This is a genomic window from Streptomyces sp. NPDC004111 (genome assembly GCF_042874215.1).
In the GTDB taxonomy this organism is placed as follows: Bacteria; Actinomycetota; Actinomycetes; order Streptomycetales; family Streptomycetaceae; genus Streptomyces.
Genome location: NZ_JBIAMU010000028.1, coordinates 51,064 through 77,826 on the forward strand (window position 1 = coordinate 51,064; position 26,763 = coordinate 77,826).

Here is a 26,763-nt window from a genome sequence, read left to right on the forward strand (position 1 = left end):
CTCCTACTGCTCGCCGAGCAGCGTGACCTGCACGTCCTCGGGGTATCCGGTGGTCGCCCCGGTCCGGCGCGCGAACTCCCGTACGCCCTTGATCTGGGCCGGGCCGAAGCGGAAGTCCAGCGTCGTGAAGTACTTCTCCAGCAGCTCGGCGTCGAAGTCCTCCCAGCGGGCGGCCTGCTCGGCGACCCGGTCGACCTCGGCCAGCGACAGGTCGCGGGAGGCCAGGAACGCCTCGTGCGCCTTCTTCACGTGGTGCGGCTCGCGCGCCAGGTAGTCCTTGCGGGCCGCCCAGACGGCGAAGACGAACGGCAGCCCCGTCCACTCCTTCCACATCTGCCCCAGGTCGTGGACCGCCAGGCCCAGCCGGGGCGCGTCGTGCAGCGAGGCCCGCAGCGCGGCGTCCCCGATCAGTACGGCGGCGTCGGCCTCCTGCATCATCAGCGCGAGGTCCGGCGGGCAGGTGTAGTAGTCCGGCTCGACCTCGTACTGCTCGGCGAGGAGCAGCTGCGCCAGGCGCACGGAGGTGCGCGAGGTCGACCCGAGTGCGACGCGCGCCTTGTCGAGCTCCTCCAGCGGCACCTTGGAGACGATCACGCAGGACATCACGGGGCCGTCGCAGCCGACCGCGAGGTCGGGGAAGGCCACCAGGTCGTCGGCGTTCTTCAGGAACTCCACGAGGGTGACGGGCCCGATGTCGAGATCGCCGCGGACGATCTGCTCGCTGAGCCGCTCGGGGGTGTCCTTGGTCAGCTCGAAGTCCAGCAGGGTCCCGGTCCGTGCGAGTCCCCAGTAGAGGGGTACGCAGTTCAGGAACTGGATGTGGCCGACGCGGGGCCGGGTACGGTTCGGCGTCAGCTCGCCAGCGGTTGAATTGTCCACATCGCGAGGCTAGACCCGGTGCACGCGGAGGGCCCCTCCGGGGGGCCGTGCGCGTGCGCCTCCGAGGGGCCGTGCGGAGGCCCTGGGCGGCCTTGCGCACCCCTCCTGACGTCAGCCGACACGCCCGTGTCAAACATCCGGGTGACGTGATCTTTCCCTCTACCGCCCGGCCGAGGGTGCGTGCTAGGCTCGCCCGCAAGTTGCAGTTTGGTTTCCCTTGCAGTACAGAGCCTGCGGAGCATGTAACCCGCAGGCTTTTGTTTTCAGACTTCCTTGTAGGTTCTGGAGCAGGGCAACCCTTTGGCCCATGGGAGGGCTTATGGCTACCGGAACCGTCAAGTGGTTCAACGCTGAAAAGGGCTTCGGCTTCATCGCCCAGGACGGCGGCGGCCCGGATGTCTTCGTCCACTACTCCGCGATCAACGCATCTGGTTTCCGCTCCCTTGAGGAGAACCAGCTCGTGAACTTCGACGTCACGCAGGGCCCGAAGGGCCCGCAGGCGGAGAACGTCACCCCGGCCTAAGTCGGGGAACGACCGATCGCGGTCGTTTACCAGCAGTACCCAAGGAGCCCTGTTTCCGTTTACGGAAACAGGGCTCCTGCCTTGTGCGCTATTCGACTCGACCGACCGACCGGGCACCAGGAGACGACATGAGCAGCGCCCTTCTCGTCATGGACGTGCAGCAGGCCATCGTGGACGCCGTCGACGACGGCTCCGGCTACCTGCCCCGGCTGCGCGGGGCGATCGACGGCGCGCGGGCGGCGGGCCTGCCGGTGATCTACGTGACCATCGCGTTCCGCCCCGGTTTCCCGGAGATCGGCACCCGCAACAAGCCCCTCGCGGCCATCGCGGCGGCGGGCCTCTACGTCGAGGGCGCCCCGGGCACCGAGATCCACCCCGAGGTGGCACCGCTGCCGGGCGACGTGGTGGTCACGAAGAAGCGGGCGAGCGCGTTCTCCGGCAGCGATCTCGACGTGGTGCTGAGGGCACGCGGCATCGACAGCCTGGTCCTGACCGGCATCGCCACCAGCGCGGTGGTCCTGTCCACCGTGTGCCAGGCGAACGACCTGGACTACGGCCTGACGATCCTCCCCGACGCCTGCCTGGACACGGACCCGGAGGTGCACCGGGTGCTGGTGGAACGGCTGTTCCCGCAGTGGGCGGAGGTCGTCGAGGTCGACGAGTGGGTCAGGTCGCTCGCCACGGGCTGACGGTGCGCCGGTGTCCCGCCGCTTCCACACCTGGGGAGAGTCATGACCGCCGCCGCACCGCCCGGCTCCGTACTGCCGCGACTGCTGGCCCACCGAGGGCTGGGCGAAAGGGAGTTGACCGCGCTCACCTCGTTTCCCGCCGCCGAGGTGCGGGCGGTGCTCGCGGGCGGGGTGCCGGCCGGTGCCTTCCTCCGGCGGCTGGCTTCCGCTCTGGGGGCCGAGCCGGTGGATCTGTTCCTGCTGGCCGGGCAGGCGGTTCCGGAGGATCTGGCTCCGTTGGACGCGGAGGCGGGCCGGTGTGTGAGCCGGATGGTGCTGGACGGGGTTCACCTTCCTGCGGAGGGACGGCGTGAACTGCTGTGCCACCTGCGGGAACTGCCTCAGGAGGAGAGGCGGTCCGTGTTCGCCCCGGACCGGCGCGCCGGCCGGGCCGGGGCGGCGGACGAACCGCTCGGGCCCGGTGGGCGGATCATGCGGATGTTCCACTTCCGGAACCTGGACCGGAGCGGTCTGGCGCACCTCATGGCGGTCGTCACGCCCACCTACCTGTCGGCGGCCACGTACGGCGCGATCGGCGGTGGGGACAAGGAGCTGACTCCCCGTCTGGTCACGGACCTCGCCACCCTTCTCGGCTTCGACGCTGCCGAGTTGGCGGCGGTCTCGGACGTATCCCTGCCCGCGCCTCCGCCGCCCCCGGCCCCTCGGGCGGTGGACGCGGCGGCGCTCCTCCTGGCGGCCCGCCGCCTCTCCGCCGCGCAGGCGGACCGGGCCGCCGACCTGGCGCACTCCCTGCGCACGGAGCCCCGGAACGTGTACCGGATCGATCTGCCGGGCCGCTCGGAGACCTGAACCTCCCGGGCGCGGAACGAAGTCTGGACGCGGCCCGGGATTCGGCCGATCATGGCCTGATGTCGACCCCCACGTCCGAGGCGGACCTGTTCGAGCACTCCAGGGGACGCCTGGAGGCCATCGCGTACCGGCTGCTGGGGTCGGCCGGTGATGCCGAGGACGCCGTGCAGGACACGTATCTGCGCTGGCACGCGGCGGACCGCTCGCTGATCGAAACGCCCGAGGCGTGGCTGACGAAGGTGCTCACCAACCTGTGCCTCAACCAGCTGACCTCGGCGCGGGCCAGGCGCGAGACGTACGTCGGGCAGTGGCTGCCGGAGCCGGTGCTCGCCGGGGACCCCATGCTGGGCCCCGCCGACACCGCCGAGCAGCGCGAGTCCGTCTCGCTCGCGATGCTCACCCTCATGGAGCGGCTCTCCCCCAACGAGCGGGTGGCGTACGTGCTGCGCGAGGCGTTCGGGTATGGGCACCGCGAGGTGGCGGAGATCCTCGACCTCACCGAGTCCAACTGCCAGCAGATCTACCGCCGCGCCAAGCAGCACCTGAGCACGGCGCGGACCCGTACCGAGGTGGACGGGGCGTCCGCGCGCAAGGTGGTCGAGGAGTTCCTCGCGGCGGCCCTCAGCGGAGACACCGAGCCCCTGGTCCGGATGCTCACGGCCGACGCGACCGGCACCGCGGACGGCGGCGCGAAGGTGCCGGCCCGCCGGACGCCGGTCGTCGGCGCGCTCGGCATCGCCCGTTACGTGCGGGGGCTGTTCCGCCCCTCGGAGCACAAGCGGGCGGTGGTCGGCGGGAGTGCGGCGGCGTACGCGGTGGTGGTCAACGGCGGTCCGGCCCTGCTGGTCGCGGCGGGCGAGCGGGTGGTGGGCGTGATCGGCCTGGAGACGGCCGCGGGCGGCGTGGGGGCGCTCCAGCTCCAGGTGAACCCGGACAAGCTGGAGCGCATCGCCCGGCAGTGGGCGGCCACGGGCCCCCACCGCCCCCTCACCACCATGTGGTGACCCAGTTCACAGAACGTCCCTGTCAGGGATCGCGGGGCTGTCCGGTTCAGGTGGTGAGACCAACCGGACAGGGAGCCCGCCATGAAGCACCGCATCGTCGTCCTCGGAGCCGGATACGCCGGAGCCGTCACCGCCGCCCGGCTCGCCAAGCGGCTGCACCGCGACGAAGTAGAGATCACCCTGGTCAACGGTGAGCCCGACTTCGTCGAGCGCATCCGCCTGCACCAGCTGGCCGCCGGCCAGGACCTGCCGCGCCGCCCGCTGCGCGAGATGTTCGCGGGCACGGGGGTACGGGTGCGGACGGCGTGGGTCGGTTCGGTGGACGCGGAGGCCAGAACGGTCGAGCTGACCGACGGCCCCGAAGGACGGACCCCGTCCCCGCTCCCCTACGACACCCTGGTGTACGCCCTCGGCAGCACCGCCGCTGACCACGGCGTCCCCGGCGTCACCGAGCACGCGCACACCCTCGCGGGCAGGCAGGGGGCGCTCCGACTCCGCGCACGGCTGGCCGAGTTGGCGCCCGGCGACACGGTACTGATCGCGGGCGGCGGCCTCACCGGCATCGAGGCGGCCACCGAGATCGCCGAGGCGCACCCGCACCTCAAGGTCGCCGTCGCGGCGCGCGGCGGGGTCGGCGACTGGCTGAGCGAGAAGGCCCGCCGCCACCTGGACGCCACCTTCGCCCGGCTGGACATCACCGTCCACGAGAACGCCGACATCACGCGCGTCGAGCGGGACGGCGTGGTCACCGCGACGGCCGGGCACCTCCCGGCCCGGGTGACCGTCTGGACCACCGGCTTCACGGTGCACCCCGTCGCCGCCGCGTCCACCCTCCAGGTGTCGGACACCGGCCGGATCGTCGTCGACGGAACCATGCGCTCCGTCTCGCACCCCGAGGTGTACGCGGTCGGCGACGCGGCGTTCGCGCAGGGCGCGGGCGGGGCGCCGCTGCGGATGGCGTGCGCGACGGCGACCCCGATGGCCTGGCAGGCCGCCGACGCCCTGGCGGCCCGGCTGACCGGCCGCAAGGTCCCCCAGGAGACGATCGGCTACGCCCTCCAGTGCGTCAGCCTCGGCCGCCGCGACGCGATCGTGCAGCGGGTGACGGAGGAGGACGAGGTCACCCCGACGGTCTTCACCGGCCGGTTCGGCGCCCGCGTCAAGGAACTCATCTGCGCGGCGACGACATGGGGCATCAAGCACCCCACCATGCTGACCCCGACCCGCCGTCACCACGTGGTGGCTGCCACCCCGAATACCCCTACGGCAATCCACGCAACGGCCACCGGCAATTAGCCCCGGCCCCGCCCACTCCGCCCCGCAAATTCCGGCAGCGGGCTTCGGTTCATTGCGCTTCTCACTCGCGATTCCCCGGTCGTTACGCCTGCGCGCCTGGGCATGGGTTTTCCACGGGGGAGATTCCGCCCGCCCCGCGGTCACAGAGGCAGCATGTCCGGCCACCACGGCGGGGCATTGTCCGGAGCGCAGGAACTCACGCCGACCGGGTAGTCGGCTGGAGCGTTCCAGATGGCCATGAGGCCCCAGCAGGCCAGGGCTGTAGCGAGTACAGCCACTGTGGAGGCGAGCAGCAGGCTTTTCTCGCCGAGCAATCCGAATACGATTGCCCAGACCAACGCCACTGCCACCCAGGCAGCAAAGAATATGGGAACAAGGGACCAGAAGTTCGCAGCCGCATTGACTCCGATTTCGCATTCGTCCCAGGCCTGCGCCAGCATGGAGATTCCACCGTAGGCAGCAGCAACGCCCACCAAGGGGCCGAGCAGGCAGCCCGTGAGTCGACGTGCGGCCGATGCGTCTCCGGACATTCTTTTCTCCACCTCGATTGAATGCCGGGCGCCCCAGCAAATGGGGCGCCCGGTGCGGCGGCGCCGCTCAGTCCTTCGTCACGTTCGCCTGCAGTTCCGTCACCCACTCCTCCCTGTTCTCCGGGCACTCCAGGCTGATCTCCCTCGGGTAGCCGGTCGTTCGGTAGCCGTGGGTGTCGGTCCAGTGGGCGAGGGTCTGGGCGGTGGGCAGGACGGTGTCCATCGAGCCGTGGTGGACGATGGTGGCCGCCTGTTCCAGGGGCGGCAGGTCGCGGATGTGGAGGAGGCCCTCGCGGTGCGGGGCGACGGAGACCTGGACCGCGGCGTGGACGGTGATCCGGCCGCCGCCCTCGGGGGCGTCCTCGTAGTGGGCGATGCCGGGGCCGGTGGGGGTGATGCCGGCCGCCTTGAGGTGCCGGAACAGCTCGTCGTACAGCGGTCCGATGACGGGGCTGATGTCCTCGGGTTCGTAGCTGGCCGCGGTGGCGGTCAGTTCGGCCACCCGGACGGCGGGGACGTTCTTGAGGACGACGTCGTTGGTGGGCATGTGCCCCTCGCTCTCGATCGCTCGGAGCCTCGCCTCGACCTGGACCAGCCGTGCTTCCGCGGTGGCCACGGCGTTCTCCAGTTCCGCCTGCCGCAGCCGCAGCATCCCGCGCAGTTCCTCGGTGCCGACCTTCTCGTCCAGGATGTCGCGCACCTGAACGAGGGTGAAGCCGAGGTCCTTGAGGGCGATGATGCGGTTGAGGCGGGACAGTTGGGCCGCCGTGTAGTGGCGGTAGCCGCTGAAGGGGTCGACCCGGGCGGGGTGCAGCAGTCCGGTCTCGTCGTAGTGACGCAGCATCCGGACCGATACGCGGCCGTGCCGGGCGAAGTCTCCGATGGTGAACATGATGTCTCCGAGCCGACCGCCTCACACGGTGTGAGGGTCAAGCGAGAGGTGAGGGACGAGATCAGGGGTGGGACGACGGTACGCGGTCGGCCCGTCCGCCCGTGCGGTTGGCCGACGCGGGTATTGATCAAGATTTCGGGGACGGCGTACCGTCCCAAGCGTGGAAACGACTCAACGGCCCGCCGCCCGCATCGTCTGTCTGGACGCCGCCCACCGCGTGCTCCTGCTGCACTGGCGCGACCCGTTCGACGGGGCGTGGCTCTGGGAGCCGCCGGGTGGCGGCATGGAACCCGGCGAGACGCCCCTCGCGACGGCACGGCGCGAACTCGCCGAGGAGACCGGTCTCGACCCGTGCGCGATCCGCGACCGGTCGGTGCCGGTCGAGCGCGACGTCCAGTGGAACGGCAGACGCTTCACGGGTACCGAGCACTTCTTCGCCGCCCGCTTCGACACCGAGCAGCCGCCGCTGGTGCGGACCGGTCTGCTTCCCGACGAGCAGGTCAACCTCGGCGAGCACCGCTGGGTTCCCTGGAAGGAACTGGCCTCCCTCGCCGACCCGGTCGAGCCACCGGAACTGCTGGCCGTACTGACCGCGCTGGTGCCGGACGGCCCGTGGGGCGGCCAGTAGCGCGGTGACGTCCCGGGTGGGGCGGTACGTACGAGTGCCGTACGGAGTTCGGGACGCGCCCTCCGCGTGCGCTGGCGGAAGAGGAGTTCGCCGCCCTGCGATCAGTAGCCGAGCCGCGCACCCGGGCCGATCGGCGCATCCGGGACCGTCCGCCGCGTACACCGGGGAGCCGCCCTTCTGAGGCCCCTGCCCGTGCCCCCGGTGTGCGGGTGTGCGCAAATGACCTCGGCGTAGGGGCAGTTGTTCTACGTTGGGATCTCCGTGTCCAGCCAGGGGGACCCCGTATGACCCGCACCGCGTGCCGCCGCCCCCGACCCGATCCGAAGGGCTGAGCTTCCCGCCGTGGAGCAACTGACGGGGGAGGACCCCGCACACATAGGCCCGTACCGCCTGATCGCCCGCCTCGGTGCGGGCGGGATGGGGCTGGTGTATCTGGGCCGGTCCGACCTCGGGCGTACGGTCGCGGTGAAGGTCGTGCAGGCCGAGCACGCGCAGCACGCCGAGTTCCGCAGCCGGTTCGCCCGTGAGGTGGCCGCGGCCCGGCGGGTGGGCGGGGCCTGGACGGCCGACGTCCTGGACGCCGACACCGACGCCGCCGTGCCGTGGGTGGCGACCCAGTACATCCCGGGGCCCGACCTGACCACCGTCGTGGCGCAGGACTTCGGTCCGCTGCCCGAGCAGTCGGTGCGCACCCTCGCCAACCGGCTCGCGCTCGCCCTGAAGGCCGTGCACGGGGCGGGGCTGATCCACCGCGACCTCAAGCCGTCCAATGTGCTGATCACGGTCGACGGCCCCCGCGTCATCGACTTCGGCATCGCGCGGGCGATGGACGGGCTCGCCGTGGACAGCCTCCTCACCCGCACCGGCACCCTGATCGGCTCGCCCGGGTTCATGTCCCCCGAGCAGGTGCGCGGCCTCGAACTCACCCCGGCGTCCGACGTGTTCTGCCTGGGCGCGCTGCTCGTGTACGCGTCCACCGGGCGGCTGCTCTTCGGTGCCGCCGAGACCGGGCTGAACGCCCACCTGTTCCGGGTCGCCGAGGAGGAACCCGACCTGACGGGCGTACCGGAACCGCTCCTCGGGCTGGTACGCGCGTGTCTGGAGAAGGATCCGGCCAAGCGGCCCACCCCCGACGAGGTGGCGGCGCGCACGGAGGCCGCCCAGGCCGGCGAGTGGCTGCCGGGGACGGTGCTCGCGCAGCTGGGCCGCCGCGCCGCCCACCTGCTGGACTACGCCCCCGCGGCCCCGGCCGGACAGCCCGCGCCGCCCGCGCAGCCCGCGCCCGGACACCCCGGACAGCCGGTGCAGCCCGCGTACGCGCCGACCGCGCCCGCCCACTCCGGTGCCGGTGCCGGTGCACCCCAGGTGCCGCCGCAGGGCACGCCGCCCGGCATCTGGGCCGCGCCCACGGCACCGGCCCACCCGCAAGGCCCGGGAGCGGTCCCGGGGCCGGAGTTGCCCAGGCGGTGGTGGGGGCTGCCGGCGCTCGCCCTGGTCCAGTTGACCGTGCTGTTCGACGCGGTGTTCTCCAACATCGCCATGATCCAGCTGGGTGCCTTCGACGAGCTGGGGATGGCCACCGACGGTCTGAAGGTCTCGTCCACCGTCTACCTGGACGTGGTGCCCCTCGCCTACGCCCTGGCGTTCGCGGTGCTGCTGCTCCTTGGTTTCCGCATCACGGCCGCCCTCGGCCGCCGACGCACGCTGATCATCGGCGCGGTGGGCTTCGCGGTGACCGCCACGGTCAGCGGCATGGCCCCCTCCGCCGACGTGCTGATCGCCTCCCGGGCGCTCCAGGGCGCCTTCGCCGCACTGGTCTCGACAGCCGCTCCGGCCCTCGTCGCGGGCTCCTTCCCCGACCCCCGGGAACGCCGCAGGGCACTCGGGATCTACGTCGCCGTCGCGGGCAGCGCCCCGGCACTCGGCCTGCTGGCGGACTTCCTGTTCCCCCTCGGTCTGGGCTGGCGCGTCTGCCTGTTCGCCACGGTCCCGTTCGCCGTGGTCGCCGCGATCGGCGCGGCCACCGTCGTGCACGAGCGGCCCGGTCCGGTGCGCGCCTTCTTCGACGGCCGGGGCGTGCTCTTGGGCGCGGCCGGGGTCATCGGGATCAGCGGTGCCGTTCCGCACTTCACGCACGGACCGGTCGTCCTGCCGCTCCTCTCTGTCGTCCTGCTCGTGGCCTTCGTCTGGTGGTCGCCCGGCACGGCCGGCGCACTCGACCCGCTGCCGGGAGGCACCTCCCGGGCACCGGTCGCGCACCTCCTCGTACTGGCCCTGACCGGCCTCGCCGTCGCCGGAGTGCTCATCGCCATGGGGCACCCGCACTTCTACTAGTCCCGGCGGGGCCCAGAATGTCCCGCATGAGCTACGAGGTGTTCGTGATGCGCTTCGAGGGCGGCGACTCGGCCGCCCTCGACACCGGGGCGGCACGTACGGTGCTCGCCCCGTACGCGGAGTACGCCAAGGACGAGGGCGAGTACCACTACTGCGGCCTGCGGACCCGGGACGGCGGCGAGGCCGATGTGCACGTACGCCCCGACTGCGTGACCTTCCACCGCTTCTCCACCGGCGACGTCCTCGACGTGCTCGCCAAGCTGGTGCGCCGCCTGAACGCCGTGCTCGTGTGCCCCGACGCCCCGGCCGTGCTGCGCTCCGAGGAGGTCCGCCCGCAGCTTCCCGCCGGACTGCGGGACGACGCCGTGGTGATCCCCGTGCTCACCGGGGCCGCGATCGACGCGCTCCTGAAGAGGGCCTGAGCACCGGCGGCCCGCCTCAGGTCACGCGAGCGGCCAGACCAGCTCCGCCCACACCGTCTTGCCGGGGTCGCGCTCCGTAACTCCCCAGTCCACCGCCAGCTCCCCCACCAGCAGCAGCCCGAGCCCGCCCTCCTCCTCCCCCGGCGGCCCCTCCTTCGCCACCGGCAGCCGCTCGCCCCGCGCGTCCGACACCTCGATCCGCAGTACGCCGTCCAGCACCAGCCGCAGCGAGAAGCCCCGGCCCGGCAGGTGCCCGTGCAGTACGGCGTTGGCCGCCAGCTCCGCGACGACCGCCACCACCGTGTCGGAGAACTCGCAGCCGTACGGCACCCCCCACTGGGCCACCTGCCGCTGCGCCAGCAGCCGGGCGAGCCGGGCCCCGCGCCGGGTGGAACTGATCAACTGCTCGAACTCGACTCTGTGCGTGGTGATTTCGCTGTTCATGTGACAGAGCGTGGTCGCTCGGACCTACCCTGAACAGCAGGAACCCGGCGACTGACGGTAGTTGTACGGGCGCGTGGCACGCGGAGTACGACCGGTCGACCGTGACTCAGAAGGCGGCACTGAGTGATCCAGCATCCGGAGCAGGAAGCGACCCCCGAGACCCCCTCCCAGGAAGACGGCACCGCGCATCTCTTCAGCGCGCTGGGCAAACAGATCAAGGCGCTGCGGGAGTACCGGGGCATGAAGCAGACCGAGTTGGCTGCTGCGGTCAATTTCGGTGCGGACCTCGTCTCGGCGATCGAGCGGGGTGTACGGACCCCCCAGCCCGACCTACTGGCTGCGGTCGACGATGCGCTGGACGCCCACGGAACGTTCAAGGCAGCCGTTCCGGATGTGGTGGAGGCGCTGAAGAAGAATCGGACGCGGCATCCGGACTGGTACCGGAACTACGCCAAGTTGGAGGCTGATTCGCTGGAGCTGCACGACTACAGCAATCAGACCATCCTCGGGCTGCTCCAGACGGAGGCCTACGCGCGTGCGGTCTTCTCGCAGCGGCGCCCTCTCCTGGATGAGGGGACCATCGAGAGGCGCGTGGCCGACCGGCTCTCGCGGCAGCAGGTCTTCGAAAAGTGGCCGGCCCCAGAGTTCAGCTTCATCCTCGAAGAGGTGGTTCTGCGGCGCCCCATCGGCGGATACGACGTTCAGCGCGAGCAGTTGCGTCACCTGTTGGAGATCGGCCGGGCACGAAACGTACAGCTCCAGGTGATGCAGACCGAGCGGTTCGAACACTGCAACTTGGGGAGCGCGTTCACCCTGCTCGTGGCCAAGAACGAAAAGCACGTGGGATACACCGAAGCCCAGGGGCACCCACGCCTGATCACCAGCCCGCAGGAGGTCCGCGAGCTCGAAGCTCGCTATGCGATTATGCGAACACAGGCCCTCAGGCCACCCGAGTCGCTGGCCTTTATCGAGAAGATTCTGGGAGATCGATGAACGCCGAACACCTCACCTGGTTCAAATCGAGCTACAGCGACGGCGAGGGCGGCCAGTGCCTCGAAGTCGCCTACGAGTGGCGGAAGTCGAGTTACAGCAGCGGCGAGGGCGGCGAGTGCGTAGAGGTCGCCGCACACCCCGCCGCCATTCACGTACGTGACTCCAAACTCGGCGACGCAAGTCCCCAGTTCGGCGTCTCCCCGGCCGCTTGGCGGGCCTTCGTCAAGTACGCCCCGTTTGGCTGAACATCTCGTAGACGGGTAGGTGCCCAAGGCATCTAGTGGGAAGTGATCGATCGGTAGAGGTTCCTCCACTTTCCACGTGAGCTGGTGAGGTCGCCCGTGACTGAGACAACGCAGGCATCCGGAACGCACGCACCCGAAGCAACCGATACGACGGCCCAGCACGCGCCCACCGGGCCCGTCGTCTTCCCGCAGGACCGCACCTGCCCCTACGCCCCGCCGCCCGCCTACGACCCGCTGCGCGAGGCGGGGCGGCCGGTCAGCCGGATCGAGATCTTCGACGGCACGCCGGTGTGGATGGTCACCGGACTCGCGGAGGCCCGCGCGCTCCTCGCCGACCAGCGGCTCTCCTCGGCACGGGAGCGGCCGGAATTCCCGGTCTTCACGAAACGCCTGGTCGGGGTGGAGCGCCGGAAGATCGCGCTGCTCGGTGTGGACGACCCCGAACACAACGTGCAGCGGCGCAAGCTGATCCCCGGGTTCACGCTGAAGCGGACGAACGCGCTGCGGCCCGCCATCCAGGAGACGGTGGACCGGCTGCTGGACGCGATGGAAGAGGGGCCGGAGCGGCGGGCGGACCTGGTGAGCGCCTTCGCGCTGCCGGTGCCGTCGATGGTGATCTGCGCACTGCTGGGGGTTCCGTACGAGGACCACGAGTACTTCGAGGAGCAGTCGCGGCGGCTGTTGCGCGGACCCCGGCGCGAGGACGTGGAGGGGGCCCGGGACTCGTTGGACGCGTATCTGGGCGAACTGGTTGAGCGCAAACGGGCCGGAGGCGAGAAGAGCGGGCTTCCGGTCGGGTTGCTGGACGACATGATCGAGGTGTTCGACGACGAGCGGGAGCTGATCGACCTCGCGCAGATCCTGCTGATCGCCGGGCACGAGACGACGGCGAACATGATCGCGCTGGGGACGTTCACGCTGCTGGAGCACCCGGAGCAGCTGGCGCGGTTCCGGGAGAACCCGGACGGGGTGACGGAGGCCTGCGAGGAGTTGCTGCGGTTCCTGTCGATCGCGGACGGGATGTCGCGGCTGGCGACGGAGGACATCGAGATCGCCGGGGTGACGATCCGGGCCGGGGACTGCGTGGTGCTGTCGACGTCGCTGATCAACCGGGACCCGGAGGTCTTCGAGGCGCCGGACGCGTTGGACCTGGGGAGGTCGGAACGGCATCTGGCGTTCGGCTTCGGGATCCACCAGTGCCTGGGTCAGAACCTGGCGCGGGCGGAGATGGAGATCGCGCTCGGCACGCTGTTCCGGCGGCTGCCGGGGCTGCGGCTGGCCGTTCCGGCGGCGGAGGTGCCGCACAAACCGGGCGACACGATCCAGGGTCTGACGGAGCTGCCGGTGGCGTGGTGAGTGCGGTGGAGGTTGCGGAAGAGGTCACGGGAGAGGGGAGAGCGCGGGTGCGGATCGACATCGACAGGGACGTGTGCATCGGGGCGGGTCAGTGTGTGCTGACGGCGCCGGCGGTGTTCACGCAGGACGACGAGGGGCTGTCGGAGGTATTGCCGGGGATGGAGGGGGGTGGGGGGAGTGTGCTGCTGGGGGAGGCGGTGAGGGCGTGCCCGGTCTCGGCGATCTCCCTCACGGACCAGCCCTGAAGCAGCGCAGTGCCGCCCGCTCCCCGGGGGCACAGGGGCCGCCCCCTTGGGGCGGAACGGGTGGGCACGGGGGGCGGACCCCGGCCCCGGCCCACCTTCTCCGCTCCCGGCCCACCCCGGAAGGGGTGCGGCTCCGCCGGGGGCCGCCCCCTTGCCCGCCCGTTCCGCCCCCGGGGGGCGGCCCCGCCGCCCAAGGGGGCGGGGGCGGGGGTGGGTGGGAAAGGGCGGCCCCGCCGCCCAAGGGGGCTCGGCAGGCGGCACCGCCGCCCGAGGGGGCTCGGGCGGGGGTTAGTTGGGGGTCCAGGGGTGGTTTTGGAGGAGGTTTTCCAGGCCGGCCCAGGAGAAGTTCATGAGGGTGGCCGCCGCCTCCCTCGCTGATACCCCCTGGGTGGCGTTCGCCCAGTCCGCGAGGGATTCCGCCGCTCCGACGAGCGCTTGGGCGAGCCCCGCGACCTCCCGGTCCGCGAAGTGCGGGTCGTTGCGCGCCTCGCGGGCCGCCTCCCCGATGAGGTGCGTGACGAAGTCCGCGATCTCCGCCCGCAGCACCGCGACCTCCGCCGCGAACGGCTCCCCGTGCGTACGGGCCTGACTGTGCAGCACCGCCCACCCGTCCGGGTTCCGCGCCGTGTGCGCGAAGAACGCCGTGAGCCCGTCCCACAGCTGCCGGTCGGCGGGCAGCCCGGGTTCGACCCCGGCCCGTACCGCCGCCATCAGCGCCCCCGCCTCACGCCTGATGCACGCCGTGAACAGTTCGTCCTTGGAGTTCAGATAGAGGTAGACGAGCGGTTTGGAGACCCCGGCCAGTTCGGCGATCTGGTCCATGGAGGCGGCCCGGTAGCCGTACCGGGCGAAGCTGCTCACCGCGGCGTCCAGCATCTGCTGCTCCCGTACCGCCCGGGGCATCCGTTTCGCTCTGCGGGGCCGCACCACCCGGTCCGCCGTGTCGGTTCCGTCCCCCTGGACCGTCCGGTTCGGATGCTCCGCCGAGTCCACCCCGAGTACCCCCATCGCCCTGTCCTGTTCGCGGTGCCGGCCCGGTCGTGGCCGCCACCCTCGTACCCTCGGGCAAGCCTACGGCTCGACGCGCCGGTGCCCCCGGGCGGAGTTCGCTCGGGGGCACCCGTACAGCACGTACCGCGGGACCGGAAACCGGGTTACGCGGCGACCGCGACCTTGTCGCGGGACTCGGCCGGCTCGTACTCGTCGACCGGGGACGACGTCGCCGAGTTGTACGCGTCGTGGTCGAGGATCTTCTCGCGGGCCGAGACGACGACCGGGACGACGACCTGGCCGGCGACGTTGGTGGCCGTGCGCATCATGTCGAGGATCGGGTCGATCGCCATCAGCAGGCCGACGCCCTCCAGGGGCAGGCCCAGGGTGGAGAGGGTCAGGGTCAGCATGACCGTCGCTCCGGTCAGACCGGCGGTGGCCGCCGAGCCGATGACCGAGACGAAGACGATCAGCAGGTACTCCTTGATGCCGAGCTGCACACCGAAGATCTGCGCGATGAAGATCGCGGCGAGCGCCGGGTAGATCGCGGCGCAGCCGTCCATCTTGGTGGTGGCGCCGAACGGCACGGAGAAGGAGGCGTACTCCTTCGGAACGCCGAGGCGCTCGGTGACCCGCTGGGTGACCGGCATGGTGCCGACCGAGGAGCGGGAGACGAAGGCCAGCTGGATCGCGGGCCAGGCGCCCTTGAAGAACTGGACCGGGCTCACCTTGGCGACCGTGGCCAGGATCAGCGGGTAGACGCCGAAGAGGACCAGGGCGCAGCCGATGTAGATGTCGGCGGTGAAGGTCGCGTACGGGCCGAGGAGGTCCCAGCCGTACTGCGAGACGGCCTTGCCGATGAGGCCGACGGTGCCGAGCGGGGCCAGCAGGATGACCCACCACAGGGCCTTCTGGAGGAGCTCCAGGACCGAGGTGGAGAGGGTCAGGATCGGCTTGGCCTTCTCGCCCAGGGCGAGGGCCGCGATGCCCGCCACGACCGCCATGAAGACGATCTGGAGGACTTCCAGCTCCTGGAACGGCGTGATGATGTCGGTGGGGATGATCCCGGTGAGGAAGTCGATCCAGGAGCCCGCGTTCTCGGGCTTCTTGCCGTCGGCCGGGGTGAGGCCGGTGCCCGCGCCCGGGTTGGTGATCAGGCCGAGCACGAGGCCGATGGCCACCGCGATCAGCGACGTGATCATGAACCAGAGGAGCGTGCGGGTCGCCAGCCGGGCGGCGTTGTTGACCTGGCGGAGGTTGGTGATCGACACCAGGATGGCGAAGAAGACCAGCGGGGCGACCGCGAGCTTCAGCAGACCGACGAAGGTCTTGCCGACCGTCTCCAGGGTCGTGCTGAGCCAGGCGATGTCGTACTGCCGGGCGAGCCAGCCGAAGAGGACGCCGAGGGCCAGACCCAGCAGGACCTGGACGCCGAAGGGGATCCTCGATATCGGGTTCTTCTTCTTGGGCTTCGCAGGCCGATCGGCCTGCTCGGCCTGCTGCGCGGGGGACGCGGACACGAGCACACTCCGGTGAAGGAAAGCTGCGTAAGGCAGGGGTGGGGAAAGAAGGGGGTCGCGCTGAAGATTCAGACGGAGCGGCGACAGGCGGCCGAAACCCGGCGGCAGAGATCGACATGCAGGCGCGCCACGAGCGGAACGCTCATGGGGTTGCGGGGCGCGGCGGATGTCGTCATGTCGAACACGTTAACACTTGTACTTTGAGAACATCAAAGGTCTTCTTTGGGGGGAGGCTGGGGGAACACCGAGCAGGTGGGGTGAAAGACCAACGGCGCCCCGGGAGTTGAGCCAGTGGCTCGCTCCCGGGGCGCCGTTGGGTGTGACGCGGCTTACAGGACGCTTACGCGACGTCCTCCTGGCGCTTGTTGGCCTCCAGGCGGGCCTTGGTCTCGTCCACCTTGGCCACGATGTTCTCCGACATGGCGTCGCGCTGCTTGCGCAGCAGGACGAAGCTCAGCGGCGCGGAAATGACGATCGCGAGGATCAGCACCCAGAAGACGTTGGACATGCCGCCGACCCCGGAGGGCAGGACCCGCAGGACGACCAGGAGCCACACCACGAAGAAGCAGGCGGCGAAGACGCCGAAGCGCATCGCGGTGTAGCGAATCGTGGCGTTCTTGGTGCTCACGGCGGGACCTTCTTCTCTTACGGGGGCCGACGGGGACATCGACAGACAGGACAGGCACTACCAGTCAAGCACAGGGGCCCGGCGACGCTGCCGGGCCCCTGTGCTTGAGAATGCGGGCCCCTTCTCGCGGGCCGTGGGGCCGGTCCCGGGGCCGCCTCGCGGCTCAGATCAGCCAGCGGTGGCGGCGGACCAGTGCCAGGTTCTTCCACGGGCGGCCCAGACCCCAGGTGTCCCCGGCGCCGGTGGCGGCGACCGCGATGCCCGCCAGGGCGATCATCCAGTGCGAGTCGGTGACCGGGTTGCTGGCCGGCCAGAGGCTGACCAGGTACATGAAGGCCATCATCGCGGTGCACGAGACGGCGGCGACCCGGGTGCCGACGCCGAGCAGGAACGCCAGGCCGATGCCGAGCAGGCCGACCATGAACAGCACGTCCAGCCAGGGCGCTCCGGCGACGCCGTCGAAGACGTGGGCGAAGGGGCCCTGGGTGCCGTGCAGCAGGAATCCCTCGGTGGGCGAGCCGCCGTTGATCCAGGCCGCTTCGCTCTTGGTGGCGAAGCCGAGCCCGAAGACCTTGTCGAGGAACGGCCAGAGGAAGGTCCAGGCGACGAGGAGGCGCAGGCCGACCAGGGCCGCACGGGCACCGCGGCTGCGGACGACGACCGCGTCCTGGCTGCCGGGGGCGGTGCGAACGCCTTCGTGGGTGCCTTCGCGCTCAAGAGGAAGGGTTGCCACTGTGCTCACCTTGCTTCTGCTGCTGCCCTTGTGGGGCTTGGGGTCGAGCCCGTTCGGGGCTCCTTGTGAATACATTCACAAGCTACTCCTGTACGGAACGCGTAAGCAGCGGCAAAGGTCCCCCGCGACCGGGACGTAAGGCCCCAATGATCACCGGGAGGCCCGGTGCGCGGCGGGCGGGACGCCCGGCGGGCGGCAACGCGAAGGGGCCCCGACCTGTCCGGTCGGGGCCCCTTCGGTGGCTCACGGTGCCGTGGGTCAGACGCGCATCGCCTGCGGGCTCTCGCGGCGGTCCGGGTCCGGGCCCTCGTACTCCTTGATGATCTCGTAGCGCGTGTTGCGCTCGACCGGGCGGAAGCCCGCGTCCCGGATCAGTTCGAGGAGGTCGTCGCGGCCCAGCTTGTTCGGGGTGCCGTAGTCGTCCGCGTCGTGCGTGATCTTGTACTCGACGACCGAGCCGTCCATGTCGTCGGCGCCGTGCTGGAGGGCGAGCTGCGCGGTCTGGACGCCGTGCATCACCCAGAAGACCTTGACGTGCGGGACGTTGTCGAAGAGCAGGCGGGAGACCGCGAAGGTCTTCAGCGCCTCGGCGCCCGTCGCCATGGTCGTCCGCGCCTGGAGCTTGTTGCGGACCTTGCCGTCCTTCATGTCCACGAAGTCGTGCTGGTAGCGCAGCGGGATGAAGACCTGGAAACCGCCGGTCTCGTCCTGCATCTCGCGCAGCCGCAGCACGTGGTCCACGCGGTGGCGGGGCTCCTCGATGTGGCCGTAGAGCATGGTGGCCGGGGTCTTGAGGCCCTTCTCGTGGGCGAGGCGGTGGATCCGCGACCAGTCCTCCCAGTGGGTGTTGTGGTCGACGATGTGCTGCCTCACCTCCCAGTCGAAGATCTCGGCGCCGCCGCCGGTGAGGGACTCCAGGCCGGCCTCGATCAGCTCGTCGAGGATCTCGGAGGCCGACAGCCCGGAGATGGTCTCGAAGTGGTGGATCTCGGTGGCCGTGAACGCCTTGAGGGAGACCTGCGGGAGGGCCTCCTTCAGGGCGGACAGCGAGCGCGGGTAGTAGCGCCACGGGAGGGTCGGGTGCAGACCGTTGACGATGTGCAGCTCGGTGAGGTTCTCGTTCTCCATCGCCTTGGCGAGGCGGACGGCCTCCTCGATGCGCATCGTGTACGCGTCCTTCTCGCCCGGCTTGCGCTGGAACGAGCAGTACGCGCAGGACGCGGTGCACACGTTGGTCATGTTGAGGTGGCGGTTGACGTTGAAGTGGACGACGTCGCCGTTCTTCTTCGTACGCACCTCGTGGGCGAGCGCGCCCAGCCAGGCCAGGTCGTCCGACTCGTAGAGCGCGATGCCGTCCTCGCGGCTCAGCCGCTCCCCGGCCCGGACCTTCTGCTCCAGTTCGCGCTTGAGTCCCGCGTCCATACCCGGCCGCCTCCCATGTCTTCGTACGTACAACAAGCCTCCGCCAACCGTACGCCTACACCTCTTCCGGCAACTCTCCGACCCGGTTCTCCCACTTCGTGGACAGGACGATGGTGGTGCGGGTGCGGGAGACGCCCTTGGTGCCGGAGAGACGGCGGATGGTGCGCTCCAGGCCGTCCACGTCACCGGCGCGGATCTTGAGCATGTACGAGTCGTCGCCCGCGATGAACCAGCAGTCCTCGATCTCCTCCAGGTCCTTCAGCCGGCGCGCCACGTCCTCGTGGTCGGCCGCGTCGGACAGCGAGATGCCGATGAGCGCGGTGACGCCGAGACCGAGCGACTTGGCGTCGACGGTGGCGCGGTACCCGGTGATCACACCCGCCGATTCGAGGCGGTTGATGCGGTCGGTGACGCTCGGGCCGGAGAGGCCGACGAGCCTTCCGAGCTCGGCGTACGAGGCCCTGCCGTTCTCCCGAAGAGCCTGGATGAGCTGCCTGTCCACGGCGTCCATATGCCTGAAGCCTTCCATTGTTCAGCGATACCGCGAGTTTACGTATAGAATCTAAGGCACAGGGGCCGAATCCCCTGTAGATCTTTCACCAGATCCAAGTTCTTCTTACAGATCCTTCTGACTCCATGGAGAGTGACACCGTGTACACGACCGAGATGGCCTACGTCCGCATGCGCGAACTGCAGGAGCTGGCCAACCGTTCGCGTGCCCACAAGCCCGCCTCCCGTCCCGCCGCGGTGCGCGAGATCGCCGCCCGCCTGAAGCGCACGGCGAAGTAGGCACCCGTCCCCACCTAAGGGTTGCGGGAGGCTCCCCCGAGTTCCCCCTCCCAACGGCGGTAGAGGCTGTGCGGCACACCCGCCGCGTCCAGCACCCGCCCCGCGACGAAGTCCACCAGATCCTGGATGTGCGTCGCACCCGCGTAGAACGCCGGAGAGGCGGGCAGCACCACGACGCCCGCCTCGTCCAGCGTCACCAGATGCTTGAGCGTCTGCCCGTTCAGCGGTGTCTCGCGCACCGCCATCACCAGCTTCCGCCGCTCCTTGAGCGTCACGCTCGCGGCCCGCTGCAACAGGTCCTTCGAGAGACCGAGCGCCACACCCGCCACACTGGCCGTCGACGCCGGGACCACGAGCATGCCCTTGACGGCGTACGAGCCGGAGGAGGGCCCGGCCGCCAGATCGCCCGCGCTCCAGTGCCGCACCGCGTCCTTCTCCTCGGACAGGTCGTAACCGGCGAAGGTGTCCGGCTTGCCGTCCGCACCCCTGGCCAGCCACGTCGCGAGGTCCTCGCGCCAGTGGCTGTCGCGGTACCCGATACCGGTCTCGTCCAGGATGGTCAGCCGCGAGGCCCGGCTGACGACCAGGTCGACCGCCTCGCCCGCGTCCAGCAGACCGCGCAGCACGGCGGCGGCGTACGGCGTGCCTGACGCCCCCGAAACCCCCACGACCCAGGGGATGCGCTTGCGTTCAACGACGGGCTCAGTCATGGACGGAGCCTATCGGGGGGCCGCTCCCGTGACCCGGGCAAGGTCCCGGGTGCCCCGGGCTCCCCCGGGCCGGGCGGCGCGGTCCCGGACGCGTGGGACCCGTACGGCCCGGGACGTCAGACGGTGAGGCCGCGGATCAGGAGGTCCAGCAGGGCACAGGCGAACAGGGCGATCCCGATGAAACCGTTCACCGTGAAGAAGGCCCGGTTCAGCCGGGACAGGTCGTGCGGACGCACGATCGTGTGCTCGTACACGAAGGCCACCGCGACGATCACCATGCCGATCCAGAAGAAGACGCCCGCACCGGTCAGCAGCCCGTACCAGACCAGCAGGCCCGTGGTGATCACGTGGCAGACCCGCGCCCCGTGCAGCGCCGCCGGAATGCCGAACCGCGCCGGCACCGACTTCACCCCGTGCGCCCGGTCCGCCTGCACGTCCTGCGACCCGAAGATCAGGTCGAAGCCGCCGATCCAGATGCCGACCGCGAGCCCCAGCACCACCGCGTCCCACGACCACTCCCCCGTGATCGCGATCCACGCCCCGATCGGGCCCATCGCCTGGGCCAGACCGAGGATCGCGTGCGGGAAGTTGGTGAACCGCTTGCCGTACGGATAGACGACCATCGGGATCACCGCGACCGGCGCCAGCGCCAGGCACAGCGGGTTGAGCAGCGCCGCCGCACCGAGGAAGAACGCGAGCGCGATCCCCGCGCCCGTCCACGCGGACTTGACGCTGACCGCGCCCGTGACGATCTCCCGGTTCGCGGTGCGCGGATTGCGGGCGTCGATCTCGCGGTCGATGATCCGGTTCGCCGCCATCGCGAAGGTGCGCAGACCGACCATCGCGACCGTGACCAGGAGCAGCCTGCCCCAGTGGATGTTCCGGTCCAGCTGGAACATGGCCGTCAGCGCCGCGATGTACGCGAAGGGCAGCGCGAACACGGAGTGCTCGATCAGGACGAGGTTGAGGAACGCCCTGGTCCGGCCGGGCTGGGGTACGGCTGCGGCGGCCGAGGTCATACGAGATTCCTTAGGACGGTGGGAGGGGGTGGGGTGCGGCGCGGAGGTCCCGCGGGGGCGCTCCCCTCAGCGGAGGGTGCCCGGGAGCCGGCTCACAGGCCGTACTCCTTCCAGCGGCGGGACACCTTCCGGGCCGTCTCCGGGTCGGACTCGACCATGTTCGGCCAGCCGCCGTCGCGGGTGTAGCCCTCCTCGGGCAGCTTCTTCGTCGCGTCGACGCCCGCCTTGCCGCCCCAGTACTGCTGGTAGGAGGCGTGGTCGAGGTGGTCGACCGGGCCCTCGACGACCGTCAGGTCGCGGGAGTAGTCGACGTTCCCGAAGGCCCGCCAGGCGACCTCGTGGTAGTTGCGGACGTCGCAGTCGGAGTCCACGACCACGATCAGCTTCTCCAGGGACAGCATGTGGGCGCCCCAGATCGCCGACATCACCTTCTGCGCGTGCTTCGGGTACTTCTTGTCGATCGACACGATGATGCAGTTGTGGAAGCCGCCCGCCTCGGGGAGGTGGTAGTCCACGATGTCCGGGACGATGATCTTGAGGAGCGGCAGGAAGAAGCTCTCCGTGGCGCGCCCCAGCGGGCCGTCCTCCGTCGGCGGGCGGCCGACGACGATCGACTGGAGGAGCGGACGGCGGCGCATGGTGACCGTGTCGATCCTCAGCGCCGGGAAGTCCTCCTGCGGCGTGTAGAAGCCGGTGTGGTCGCCGAAGGGACCCTCCGGCAGCATCTCGCCCGGCTCCAGCCACCCCTCCAGGACGACCTCGGCGTGCGCCGGGACCTGGAGCGGAACGGTCTTGCAGTCGACCATCTCGACCCGCTTGCCCTGGAGGAAACCGGCGAACAGGTACTCGTCGATGTCACCGGGCAGCGGGGCGGTCGACGCGTACGTCACGGCCGGCGGCGCACCGAAGGCGATGGCGATCGGCAGCTTCTCGCCGCGCCTGGCCGCCACCTGGTAGTGGTTGCGGCTGTCCTTGTGGATCTGCCAGTGCATGCCGATGGTGCGCTTGTCGTGGCGCTGGAGGCGGTAGAGGCCGAGGTTGCGGATGCCGGTCTCGGGGTGCTTCGTGTGGGTCAGCCCCAGGTTGAAGAAGGAGCCGCCGTCCTCGGGCCAGGTGAAGAGCGCGGGCAGCTTCTCCAGGTCGACGTCGTCGCCGCTCAGCACCACTTCCTGGACCGGGGCCGCGTCCGACTTCACCTTCTTCGGCGGCACGTGGGCCATCGAGCCCAGCTTGCCGAAGGCGTCCCGTACGCCCATGAAGCCCTGCGGCAGCTCGGGCTTGAGCAGCCCGGCGATCTGCTCGCTGATGTCGCCGTACGACTTGAGGCCGAGCGCCTTGAGGAGGCGGCGGTCCGTGCCGAAGACGTTCATCGCGAGGGGCATCGTGGTGCCCTTCACGTTCTCGAAGAGGAGCGCCGGACCGCCCGCCTTGTTCACGCGGTCGACGATCTCCCCGACCTCCAGGTACGGGTCGACTTCGGCCTTGATGCGCTTGAGGTCGCCCTCGCGGTCCAGGGCGCGGAGGAACGAGCGGAGATCGTCGTAAGCCATGTCGTCCAGTATCGGACACCGACTACCCTTGGCCCCTCACCGGGGCCGCTGGTCCGGCCCGTCTGACGTCCCCAGGGGGAAGCACTCCATGCTCAGGGCACTGATGTTCATCCTGCCGCTGGCGCTGACGATCTACGCGTTCATCGACTGCCTGAACACCCCCGAGGACGAGGCGAAGCACCTGCCCAAGGTGGCCTGGGTCTTCATCATCCTGCTCTTCTGGATCGTCGGCCCGATCGTCTGGCTGGCCGCCGGCAAGAACCGCAGGACTGCCCAGGGCGGCCATGCGCCGTCGGAGTGGCACCGCGGCCGTCGCACCACCTGGGTGGCCCCCGACGACAACCCGGACTTCCTGAAGTCGATCAAGGACGAGAACAAGAAGGACGAGAGCAAGAAGGACGAGTCCCTCCTGAAGGACTGGGAGGCCGACCTCCGCCGCCGCGAGGAAGAACTGAAGCGCCGCGGCGGCGAAGACCCGGGCAGGGGCCCGGAGGACAAGCCGAAGCCCTGACCCCTCCCACGAAGCCCCTCCGGCCCCTCCGCCCGTCGGCGGAGAGCCGGCCGTGGCCGGCTGCCGGGCGTTGCCGCGGGTGCGGGGTTCTAGGGGCGGGACTCGTAGTCGGAGAGCAGTTCCCGGTAGCGGTCGAGGGACCAGGACGACCAGTCGTAGGGGGTTCCGGCCAGTGCGGAGGCCAGCAGCTCGAAGTGGACGTGCCAGCCCGCGAGGCGGCTGTGGCGCTCGTTCTCGTCGAGGTCGCGCAGCTCGTTGGTGAAGCGCAGGACGGTGCTGCCGGGGCCGTTGGCCTCCAGGTGGAAGCGGGCGCGGCCGTTGCCGGTGAGCGTGTACTCCGCGACCCGGCCCGGGTCCCAGGCCGTGATCCGGCCCTCTTCGGTGAACTGCGAGCCCGCGTACTGCCAGTGGAAGGCGGTCGCGGAACCCAGGTGCGGGTCCCAGGGGTCGGGGAGCGCGAGCCACTGGCTCAGGCCCGCCGGGGTGGCCACCGCCGCCCAGACGTGGTCCAGCGGATGCGGCAGCGGCAGCTCGTAGCGCAGGAACCAGGCGTTCGGGCGCGGTTCGGCCTTGCCGTACGGGAGGGAGGGAATCGCCGTCGTCATGGGAAACAGCGTGGCCCGGCCGCGTACGGGACGCGAACCGGGCCGGGCTGTAGGGAGCAATCGGTCGTGGAGCCCCGGGCGGGGTCCCGCCGTCAGACTCCCGCGTAGGAGTGCTTGCCGGTGATGAAGATGTTCACCCCGTAGTAGTTCCACAGCCAGGTCGCGAAGGCGAACAGCGCCAGGTAGGCGGCCTTGCGGCCCTTCCACCCGGCGGTGGCGCGGGCGTGCAGGTAGCAGGCGTAGGCGATCCAGGTGACGAAGGACCAGACCTCCTTGGGGTCCCAGCCCCAGAAGCGGCCCCACGCGTCGCCCGCCCAGATGGCGCCCGCGACGATCGTGAACGTCCACAGCGGGAAGACACCGGCGTTGATGCGGTACGAGAACTTGTCCAGCGTGGCCGCCGCGGGCAGCCGGGAGACCGTGCTGTCCATCAGGCGGCGGAAGGGGACGCGCGCCTTGCGGACCGCCATGACGAAGCCGTTGGCGGGCGGCAGCGAGGCCAGGTGCGCCTTGAAGACGTCGGCCGTCTCGCCCAGCTCGGCCCGCACCTCGTACCGGTCGCGCAGCAGGTAGCCGATGGTGCCGACCGCGCCGACGTAGAAGACGGCACCGCAGAAGATCGCGGTGGAGACGTGGATCCACAGCCAGTAGGAGTCCAGCGCCGGGACCAGCTGGTCGCTGTCGGTGTAGAGCCACTTGGTGGCGATGCCGAGGTCGAGCAGGACCGTGGTGACCAGGGGCAGACCGATCCAGCGGACGTTCATCTTGGTCAGCAGGAAGGCGAGGTACGCGCCGACGGCCACCGTGGAGAAGGTGATCGAGAACTCGTACATGTTGCCCCAGGGGGCGCGCTGCACCGACATGGCACGGCAGGCGACGCCGCCCGCGGCGATCAGGAAGCCGAGGAAGGTGAGCGAGATCGCGATCCGGCCGTAGAGGTCGCCCTTGAAGGTGCCGCCCGCGGCGCCCTCGCCGTCCGCCGCGTCACGGGTTCCGGCGGCGGCGCGGGTGACCACCTTCGGCTTGTCGAGCACCGCCGTGCCGCCCTTGGCGCGGACGGTCACCGCGGGGGCCGCGGCGGGCTCGGTCAGCGCGGCGGCCGTACGGCCCACCCTGCTGCGGCTGCCGAAGGTCCACTCGGCGATGTGGGCGAGGAAGGCCAGGGTGTAGACGGCCATCGCGGAGTAGATCAGCACGTTGCTGATCTCCGCCAGGTTCTGGTTGGTTTCGGTGGCGGCTGCGAGGATCACGCGCGCGCTCCTTCGGCAGGGGGTTCGACAGAGGAGGGCGTCGTGGTCGTCGGCGCCTGGGAGTGGAGGGCTTCCGCGAGTGCGGCGAGTTCCTCGGGGAGCCGGCCGGACTCGCTGCGGCCGAGTCCGGCCATCTCGACAACGGTGGTCCCGTCGTCCGCCCGTACGGCACGGATCCAGACGCGACGGCGCTGGATGAACAGGGAGGCGGCGAGGCCCACGATGGCGGCGACCGCACCGGCCAGGGCCCACATGTTGCCGGGCTGCTGGGAGACCTGGAAGGTCGCCCATTCCTTGATGTCCTTCTCGAAGGTGACCGAACCGGCCCCTCCGGGAAGGTCCATCTTCTCGCCGGGCAGCAGCATCTTCGCGAAGGGGCTGCCGTCCGGCTTCTTGAACTGGGTCATCTTGCGGGTGTCGAGCTGGTACACGTTCTGCGGCAGGCCGGCGTCCACGCCGAGGCTGCCGTGGAAGGCGGTCAGCGCGAGCGCCGGGTAGTCCAGCCCGGGGTACTTGGAGAACATGCTGCCCTTGCCGGCGCCGCCGAAGGTCGGCACGAACACGGCGGTGAAGCCCAGCTGGGTCTTCTTGCCGTCCTTGTCGCGGTAGCCGTCCATCACCTTGATGGCGCCGGTGGAGGTGACGTTGGAGTCGGTGGGCAACAGCGGGGCCGGGCCCTTGAAGACGACCTGGCCGCGCGGGTCGCGGACGGTGATCACCGGGGAGTAGCCGTGGCCGATCAGGTGGACCTTGGAGCCGCCGACGGTCAGCGGCGTGTTGACCTCGACGACGGCCTTCTTCTCGGGGCCGTCCACGCCCTCGGAGTAGGTGAGGTGGGCCTCGTACAGGCGGGGCGTGCCGCGCTGCGGGCCGGTCCGCTCGTAGGTGCCGACGAAGTTGTCGAGCCGGAAGCTGAACGGTTCCAGGTCGTGGTCGCGGTCGAAGAGCGAGCCGGACTTGAAGTCGTCGTACTGGGTGAGCGTGTTGGAGAAGCCGCCGCCCTCGGTGATCAGCTTGCCGCCCTCGGACTTGAAGAGCTGGCCGGTCGCGAAGGCGAGCAGCAGCACGATCAGGGCGATGTGGAAGATCAGGTTCCCGGCTTCGCGGAGGTAGCCCTTCTCGGCGGTGACCGCGTCGCCCGAGGAGTCCGCGCGGAAGCGGCGCTTCTTCATCAGCGCGAGACCCAGCTCACGCACCTCCTCGGGGGAGGTGTCGGTCCGCCAGGTCGTGTACGCGGGCATCCGGGTCAGCCGGCCGGGCGCGGCCGGCGGCCTGGAGCGCAGCTGGCCGACGAACTGCCAGGTGCGGGGCACGATGCAGCCGATGAGCGAGACGAACAGCAGGATGTAGATCGCGGAGAACCACACCGAGCTGTAGACGTCGAAGAGCTGCACCTTGTCGTAGAGCGGTGCGAGCGTCTCGTGCGCCTTGAAGAAGTCGTCGACCTTCGTCTGGTCGACGCTGCGCTGCGGGATCAGCGAGCCGGGGATGGCCCCCAGCGACAGCATGAACAGCAGGATCAGCGCGATGCGCATCGAGGTGAGCTGCCGCCAGAACCAGCGGGCCCAGCCGATGACGCCGAAGGAGGCGGGGGCGGGCCCGCCCCCCTGGGGGTCGGTCTCGCGGTCGTCCTTGGGGGCCGTGGAGAGCCGGTCCCCTGCCGCCCGCTCGTCCGTCTCCACCGGTTCTTCTGTCTTGCTCATGGAA

General features: G+C 70.3%; 30 protein-coding genes. 14 read left to right on the plus strand and 16 right to left on the minus strand.

Going from position 1 to position 26,763, the window contains the following annotated elements; genetic code table 11:
• Positions 1-3: 3 nt before the first annotated feature.
• Positions 4-879, minus strand: a complete 876-nt coding sequence (locus ACFYVL_RS39195; protein ID WP_389253849.1) for a menaquinone biosynthetic enzyme MqnA/MqnD family protein — start codon at positions 877-879, stop codon at positions 4-6.
• Between the two features lie 319 nt (positions 880-1,198).
• Here ACFYVL_RS39195 and ACFYVL_RS39200 point away from each other — a divergent pair, with 319 nt between their 5' ends.
• From ACFYVL_RS39200 to ACFYVL_RS39220, 5 genes are all read left to right on the plus strand, one after another.
• Positions 1,199-1,402: a cold-shock protein gene (locus ACFYVL_RS39200; RefSeq protein ID WP_008738468.1), complete on the plus strand. Its 204-nt coding sequence runs from the start codon at positions 1,199-1,201 to the stop codon at positions 1,400-1,402.
• Positions 1,403-1,530: 128 nt separating this feature from the next.
• On the plus strand, positions 1,531-2,091 hold the full coding sequence (locus ACFYVL_RS39205; RefSeq protein ID WP_389253852.1) for a cysteine hydrolase family protein: 561 nt from the start codon (positions 1,531-1,533) through the stop codon (positions 2,089-2,091).
• Between the two features lie 42 nt (positions 2,092-2,133).
• Entirely contained in the window at positions 2,134-2,940 is an 807-nt protein-coding gene (locus ACFYVL_RS39210; protein ID WP_389253854.1) for a hypothetical protein, read from the plus strand.
• Between the two features lie 59 nt (positions 2,941-2,999).
• Entirely contained in the window at positions 3,000-3,944 is a 945-nt protein-coding gene (sigJ, locus tag ACFYVL_RS39215; RefSeq protein ID WP_389253856.1) for an RNA polymerase sigma factor SigJ, read from the plus strand.
• Positions 3,945-4,025: 81 nt separating this feature from the next.
• On the plus strand, positions 4,026-5,240 hold the full coding sequence (locus ACFYVL_RS39220) for an NAD(P)/FAD-dependent oxidoreductase (RefSeq protein WP_389253858.1): 1,215 nt from the start codon (positions 4,026-4,028) through the stop codon (positions 5,238-5,240).
• A 140-nt stretch (positions 5,241-5,380) separates the two neighbouring features.
• Here the strand turns inward: ACFYVL_RS39220 and ACFYVL_RS39225 are convergent, their stop codons facing one another.
• Both ACFYVL_RS39225 and ACFYVL_RS39230 read right to left on the minus strand, forming a co-directional pair.
• A complete protein-coding gene (locus tag ACFYVL_RS39225) occupies positions 5,381-5,770 on the minus strand; it encodes a hypothetical protein (RefSeq protein ID WP_389253860.1) in 390 nt (129 codons plus the stop codon).
• 67 nt (positions 5,771-5,837) lie between these two features.
• Entirely contained in the window at positions 5,838-6,662 is an 825-nt protein-coding gene (locus ACFYVL_RS39230) for a MerR family transcriptional regulator (RefSeq protein ID WP_389253862.1), read from the minus strand.
• A gap of 160 nt (positions 6,663-6,822) precedes the next feature.
• On the opposite strand from ACFYVL_RS39230, the gene ACFYVL_RS39235 reads away from it, so the two are divergent.
• From ACFYVL_RS39235 to ACFYVL_RS39245, 3 genes are all read left to right on the plus strand, one after another.
• On the plus strand, positions 6,823-7,290 hold the full coding sequence (locus ACFYVL_RS39235; protein ID WP_389253864.1) for an NUDIX hydrolase: 468 nt from the start codon (positions 6,823-6,825) through the stop codon (positions 7,288-7,290).
• Positions 7,291-7,632: 342 nt separating this feature from the next.
• Positions 7,633-9,624 carry an MFS transporter gene (locus ACFYVL_RS39240; protein ID WP_389253867.1) on the plus strand — a complete coding sequence of 664 codons (1,992 nt, stop codon included), beginning with the start codon at positions 7,633-7,635 and terminating at the stop codon, positions 9,622-9,624.
• Between the two features lie 26 nt (positions 9,625-9,650).
• Positions 9,651-10,046 carry a hypothetical protein gene (locus ACFYVL_RS39245; RefSeq protein ID WP_389253870.1) on the plus strand — a complete coding sequence of 132 codons (396 nt, stop codon included), beginning with the start codon at positions 9,651-9,653 and terminating at the stop codon, positions 10,044-10,046.
• A 21-nt stretch (positions 10,047-10,067) separates the two neighbouring features.
• On the opposite strand, the gene ACFYVL_RS39250 is transcribed toward ACFYVL_RS39245, so the two are convergent.
• Entirely contained in the window at positions 10,068-10,490 is a 423-nt protein-coding gene (locus ACFYVL_RS39250) for an ATP-binding protein (RefSeq protein WP_389253872.1), read from the minus strand.
• Positions 10,491-10,616: 126 nt separating this feature from the next.
• Between ACFYVL_RS39250 and ACFYVL_RS39255 the strand changes: the two genes are divergently transcribed.
• The 4 genes from ACFYVL_RS39255 (at position 10,617) to ACFYVL_RS39270 (ending at position 13,329) form a co-directional block, all read left to right on the plus strand.
• On the plus strand, positions 10,617-11,483 hold the full coding sequence (locus ACFYVL_RS39255) for a Scr1 family TA system antitoxin-like transcriptional regulator (protein WP_389253991.1): 867 nt from the start codon (positions 10,617-10,619) through the stop codon (positions 11,481-11,483).
• Entirely contained in the window at positions 11,480-11,728 is a 249-nt protein-coding gene (locus ACFYVL_RS39260) for a DUF397 domain-containing protein (RefSeq protein WP_389253874.1), read from the plus strand. The genes ACFYVL_RS39255 and ACFYVL_RS39260 overlap by 4 nt, the downstream gene beginning before the upstream one ends.
• 96 nt (positions 11,729-11,824) lie before the next feature.
• On the plus strand, positions 11,825-13,084 hold the full coding sequence (locus ACFYVL_RS39265) for a cytochrome P450 (protein WP_389253876.1): 1,260 nt from the start codon (positions 11,825-11,827) through the stop codon (positions 13,082-13,084).
• Positions 13,085-13,131: 47 nt separating this feature from the next.
• Complete coding sequence (locus tag ACFYVL_RS39270; RefSeq protein WP_389253878.1) at positions 13,132-13,329, plus strand: ferredoxin; 198 nt, start codon at positions 13,132-13,134, stop codon at positions 13,327-13,329.
• A gap of 288 nt (positions 13,330-13,617) precedes the next feature.
• Here the strand turns inward: ACFYVL_RS39270 and ACFYVL_RS39275 are convergent, their stop codons facing one another.
• The 6 genes from ACFYVL_RS39275 to ACFYVL_RS39300 all read right to left on the minus strand — a co-directional run bounded on the left by ACFYVL_RS39275 (position 13,618) and on the right by ACFYVL_RS39300 (position 19,133).
• Positions 13,618-14,232 (minus strand): TetR/AcrR family transcriptional regulator, encoded by a 615-nt coding sequence (locus ACFYVL_RS39275; RefSeq protein WP_389253993.1) that lies wholly within the window; start codon positions 14,230-14,232, stop codon positions 13,618-13,620.
• Between the two features lie 251 nt (positions 14,233-14,483).
• Positions 14,484-15,839 carry a dicarboxylate/amino acid:cation symporter gene (locus ACFYVL_RS39280; protein ID WP_389253880.1) on the minus strand — a complete coding sequence of 452 codons (1,356 nt, stop codon included), beginning with the start codon at positions 15,837-15,839 and terminating at the stop codon, positions 14,484-14,486.
• A 340-nt stretch (positions 15,840-16,179) separates the two neighbouring features.
• On the minus strand, positions 16,180-16,506 hold the full coding sequence (locus tag ACFYVL_RS39285; RefSeq protein WP_389253882.1) for a DUF4229 domain-containing protein: 327 nt from the start codon (positions 16,504-16,506) through the stop codon (positions 16,180-16,182).
• A gap of 124 nt (positions 16,507-16,630) precedes the next feature.
• Positions 16,631-17,200, minus strand: coding sequence for a DoxX family protein (locus ACFYVL_RS39290; protein ID WP_389253884.1), 570 nt, complete (start codon positions 17,198-17,200; stop codon positions 16,631-16,633).
• 258 nt (positions 17,201-17,458) lie between these two features.
• Positions 17,459-18,622: an aminofutalosine synthase MqnE gene (mqnE, locus tag ACFYVL_RS39295; protein ID WP_389253887.1), complete on the minus strand. Its 1,164-nt coding sequence runs from the start codon at positions 18,620-18,622 to the stop codon at positions 17,459-17,461.
• Positions 18,623-18,677: 55 nt separating this feature from the next.
• The gene (locus ACFYVL_RS39300) at positions 18,678-19,133 is read right to left on the minus strand and encodes an Lrp/AsnC family transcriptional regulator (protein ID WP_389253889.1); all 456 of its coding nucleotides are present in this window, start codon (positions 19,131-19,133) and stop codon (positions 18,678-18,680) included.
• A gap of 140 nt (positions 19,134-19,273) precedes the next feature.
• Here ACFYVL_RS39300 and ACFYVL_RS39305 point away from each other — a divergent pair, with 140 nt between their 5' ends.
• Complete coding sequence (locus ACFYVL_RS39305) at positions 19,274-19,411, plus strand: hypothetical protein (protein ID WP_389254003.1); 138 nt, start codon at positions 19,274-19,276, stop codon at positions 19,409-19,411.
• 14 nt (positions 19,412-19,425) lie between these two features.
• Here the strand turns inward: ACFYVL_RS39305 and ACFYVL_RS39310 are convergent, their stop codons facing one another.
• The 3 genes from ACFYVL_RS39310 to ACFYVL_RS39320 form a co-directional block, all read right to left on the minus strand.
• Positions 19,426-20,121: a UbiX family flavin prenyltransferase gene (locus ACFYVL_RS39310; RefSeq protein ID WP_389253891.1), complete on the minus strand. Its 696-nt coding sequence runs from the start codon at positions 20,119-20,121 to the stop codon at positions 19,426-19,428.
• Positions 20,122-20,237: 116 nt separating this feature from the next.
• Entirely contained in the window at positions 20,238-21,140 is a 903-nt protein-coding gene (gene mqnP / locus ACFYVL_RS39315; protein WP_389253893.1) for a menaquinone biosynthesis prenyltransferase MqnP, read from the minus strand.
• 92 nt (positions 21,141-21,232) lie between these two features.
• Entirely contained in the window at positions 21,233-22,690 is a 1,458-nt protein-coding gene (locus ACFYVL_RS39320) for a menaquinone biosynthesis decarboxylase (RefSeq protein ID WP_389253895.1), read from the minus strand.
• A gap of 88 nt (positions 22,691-22,778) precedes the next feature.
• Here ACFYVL_RS39320 and ACFYVL_RS39325 point away from each other — a divergent pair, with 88 nt between their 5' ends.
• Positions 22,779-23,201, plus strand: coding sequence for a PLD nuclease N-terminal domain-containing protein (locus ACFYVL_RS39325; RefSeq protein WP_389253897.1), 423 nt, complete (start codon positions 22,779-22,781; stop codon positions 23,199-23,201).
• Positions 23,202-23,290: 89 nt separating this feature from the next.
• On the opposite strand, the gene ACFYVL_RS39330 is transcribed toward ACFYVL_RS39325, so the two are convergent.
• The 3 genes from ACFYVL_RS39330 to ACFYVL_RS39340 form a co-directional block, all read right to left on the minus strand.
• Positions 23,291-23,806: an SRPBCC domain-containing protein gene (locus ACFYVL_RS39330; protein WP_389253899.1), complete on the minus strand. Its 516-nt coding sequence runs from the start codon at positions 23,804-23,806 to the stop codon at positions 23,291-23,293.
• 92 nt (positions 23,807-23,898) lie between these two features.
• Positions 23,899-25,053, minus strand: coding sequence for a c-type cytochrome biogenesis protein CcsB (ccsB, locus tag ACFYVL_RS39335; protein WP_389253995.1), 1,155 nt, complete (start codon positions 25,051-25,053; stop codon positions 23,899-23,901).
• On the minus strand, positions 25,053-26,759 hold the full coding sequence (locus ACFYVL_RS39340) for a cytochrome c biogenesis protein ResB (protein WP_389253901.1): 1,707 nt from the start codon (positions 26,757-26,759) through the stop codon (positions 25,053-25,055). The genes ccsB and ACFYVL_RS39340 overlap by 1 nt, the downstream gene beginning before the upstream one ends.
• Between the last annotated feature and the right edge of the window lie 4 nt (positions 26,760-26,763).